This window comes from Nocardiopsis sp. TNDT3 (assembly GCF_003427465.1).
Lineage (GTDB): Bacteria > Actinomycetota > Actinomycetes > Streptosporangiales > Streptosporangiaceae > Nocardiopsis > Nocardiopsis dassonvillei.
On sequence record NZ_QPFC01001131.1, the window covers coordinates 1 to 2,610 of the forward strand.

3 protein-coding genes are annotated in these 2,610 nt (G+C 72.0%); 2 read left to right on the forward strand and 1 reads right to left on the reverse strand.

Going from position 1 to position 2,610, the window contains the following annotated elements; translation table 11 throughout:
- Nucleotides 1–18 precede the first annotated feature (18 nt).
- Complete coding sequence (locus DQW06_RS24705) at nucleotides 19–750, reverse strand: NUDIX domain-containing protein (RefSeq protein ID WP_013151450.1); 732 nt, start codon at nucleotides 748–750, stop codon at nucleotides 19–21.
- 139 nt (nucleotides 751–889) lie between these two features.
- Between DQW06_RS24705 and nadA the strand changes: the two genes are divergently transcribed.
- Together nadA and DQW06_RS24715 are read left to right on the forward strand one after the other, a co-directional pair.
- Complete coding sequence (nadA, locus tag DQW06_RS24710; protein WP_071621357.1) at nucleotides 890–1,888, forward strand: quinolinate synthase NadA; 999 nt, start codon at nucleotides 890–892, stop codon at nucleotides 1,886–1,888.
- Nucleotides 1,889–2,021: 133 nt separating this feature from the next.
- On the forward strand, nucleotides 2,022–2,610 hold a 589-nt coding region (locus DQW06_RS24715), incomplete at its 3' end, for an RNA polymerase sigma factor (protein ID WP_198662542.1).

The window sequence follows — 2,610 nt, forward strand, 5'->3', positions numbered from 1 at the left end:
GGCCCGCCCGCGGAGGCCTCAGCTGGGCGGGCGCAGCACCGCGAAGGCGTCGGTGACCTGGAGGCTGCGGTCGCGGAACCGGAAGAGGGCGGCGGGCCTGCCCCCGGAGCGGCCCGAGGGCACCGAGCGGCCGGTCTCCTCGATCTGCCCCCGCCGCAGCAGGACGCGGCGCAGGTTGGTGGCGGCCACGTCGTGGCCCAGCGCGGCCCGGTAGTAGCCGGACAGCTCCGACATCGTGAACTCCGGCGGCGCGAGGGCGAACCCGACGTTGGTGTAGCTGAGCTTGGCGCGCAGCCGCTGGCGTCCGGAGCGGACGATGGAGGCGTGGTCGAAGGCCATGGTCGGCAGGTCGGCGGCCGGGTGCCAGCCGGTGTCGTCGGGCACGACCGGGTCCACGTCGGCGGGGACCAGCCCCACGTAGGCGGTGGCCAGGGTGCGGCGCCGGGGGACGCGGTCGGGGTCGCTGCGGGTCTCCAGCTGCTCCAGGTGTGACAGATCCCTCACGTCGACCTTCTGGGCGAGCTGGCGCCGGATGGAGGCGCCCAGGTTCTCCCCCCGGCCGAGCCTGCCGCCGGGCAGCGCCCAGGCGCCCTCGCAGGGCGGCAGGGCCCTGCGCCACAGCAGGACGCACAGTTCTCCGGCACGGATCTGGAGCACGACCGCGAGCGCCTCGTGCACCGACAGCTCCGCGTGGTCGGACGCGGAGCAGACGGACGCCGCGACCTGTCCGTTTTCCTGAGGGATGTCCACCCTGTCCCTTCCGTTACCCGTCATGTTAAGCTTCATCAGGTTTGTGCCTGACAGACAAAAACTTGTCCTCATCCGCACCGACCCTCCCCGGCACGGCGCCCGCGCGGCGTTGCCCACAGCCTCAAGGAAGTAGTTGGACATGGCACCGGTCACCGCCACGGCGGACACCATGACCAGGCAGGAATGGGCCGCAGAGGTCCACCGCCTGGCGAAGGAGCGCGACGCTGTCATCCTCGCGCACAACTACCAGCGCCCGGAAATCCAGGACGTCGCCCACCACACCGGCGACTCCCTGGCTCTGTCCCGCCTGGCCGCCGGTGTCGACGCGAGCACCATCGTCTTCTGCGGTGTGCACTTCATGGCCGAGACCGCCAAGATCCTCGCCCCGCACAAGACCGTCCTGCTGCCCGACCCCAACGCCGGGTGCTCGCTGGCCGACACCATCACCGCCGAGGACGTGCGCGCCTGGAAGGCCGAGCACCCCGACGCGGTCGTGGTCGCCTACGTCAACACCACCGCCGCGGTCAAGGCGGAGACCGACATCTGCTGCACCTCCTCCAACGCCGCGGACGTCATCCGCTCCATCCCCGAGGACCGCGAGATCCTCTTCCTGCCGGACCAGTTCCTGGGCGCCCACGTCAAGCGGGTCACCGGCCGCGACAACATCCACGTGTGGATGGGCGAGTGCCACGTGCACGCCGGGATCGACGGGCACACCCTGCGCGAGCGGGTCGCCTCCGAACCCGACGCCGAGGTCTACGTCCACCCCGAGTGCGGCTGCGCCACCTCCGCCCTCTACCTCGTGGGCAGCGGCGCCGTACCGCAGGAGCGCGTCAAGGTCCTCTCCACCGGCGGGATGCTGACCGCCGCGGAGAACACCAGTGCCAAGAAGGTCCTCATCGCGACCGAGACCGGCATGCTGCACCAGCTGCGCAACGCCAACCCGAACACGGAGTTCGAGGCGGTCAACTCGCGCGCCGAGTGCCACTACATGAAGATGATCGACGCGGACAAGCTGCTCAACGCGCTGCGGTTCGGCACGACCGAGATCACGGTCGACGCCGACACCTCCGCGCGCGCCCGCCGCTCCGTCGAGCGGATGATCGCCATCGGGTCGCCGTCACGCGGCGGAGAGTAGCCGATCCGCGACCGTCGGGTCCCGCGTCCGGCCCCGAGGTTACAGAAGACTTACCTTCAAGACACAGGTAGACGATTCACCCACGCGTCGCCGCGCCCCTCGCTACCGTCGCGGGAAACGGGGGGTTAGAAAAGTGACCAGAGGTAGCGAACCAGGCGAACCGTCGACGGTCGAGGCGCTCTACGACGCCTTCGCCCCGTCCCTGTACCGGTACGCCTGGTCGCTACTGGGTGAGGAGGACACCGGGCAGGCGGCCGAGGCCGTGCACGACGGCCTCGTCGCCGGTGTCGTCCTCGACTCGCGGCGCGCGGACCCGGCCGACCTCGGCTCCTGGCTGTACGCCCTGGTCCGCTCGGCCTGCCAGCGCCGCGGCCTGGCCCACGTGAGCCCCTACACCCGGCTGGCCACGGTGCCCGCGGAGGAGCCGGTGGCCCGCATGTTCGCCCGGCTGCCCGCCAGCCACCGCGAACTGGTGGAACTGAACCTGCGGCACGCGCTGCCCACCTCCGCGGTCGCGCGCGTCCTGGGCCTGGACCCCCAGATCTGCGGCGAGCTGTCGCGCTCGGCGATCCGCCGCGCCGCCGAGAACCTGGACGGCCGCGACGGCGGGCGCCGCGTCCCGGACCCCCGCCCCTCCCGGGAGGCGGGAGCGCCGGACGGTGCCGGGGACACCGGCGGCCCGGGAACCGCCGCCTGGCGCGCCCAGGTGCACGACGTCTCCC

Coding starts and splice junctions, on each gene's coding strand:
- nadA (WP_071621357.1), top strand. CDS start 890: ATGGCACCGGTCACCGCCACGGCGGACACCATGACCAGGCAGGAATGG.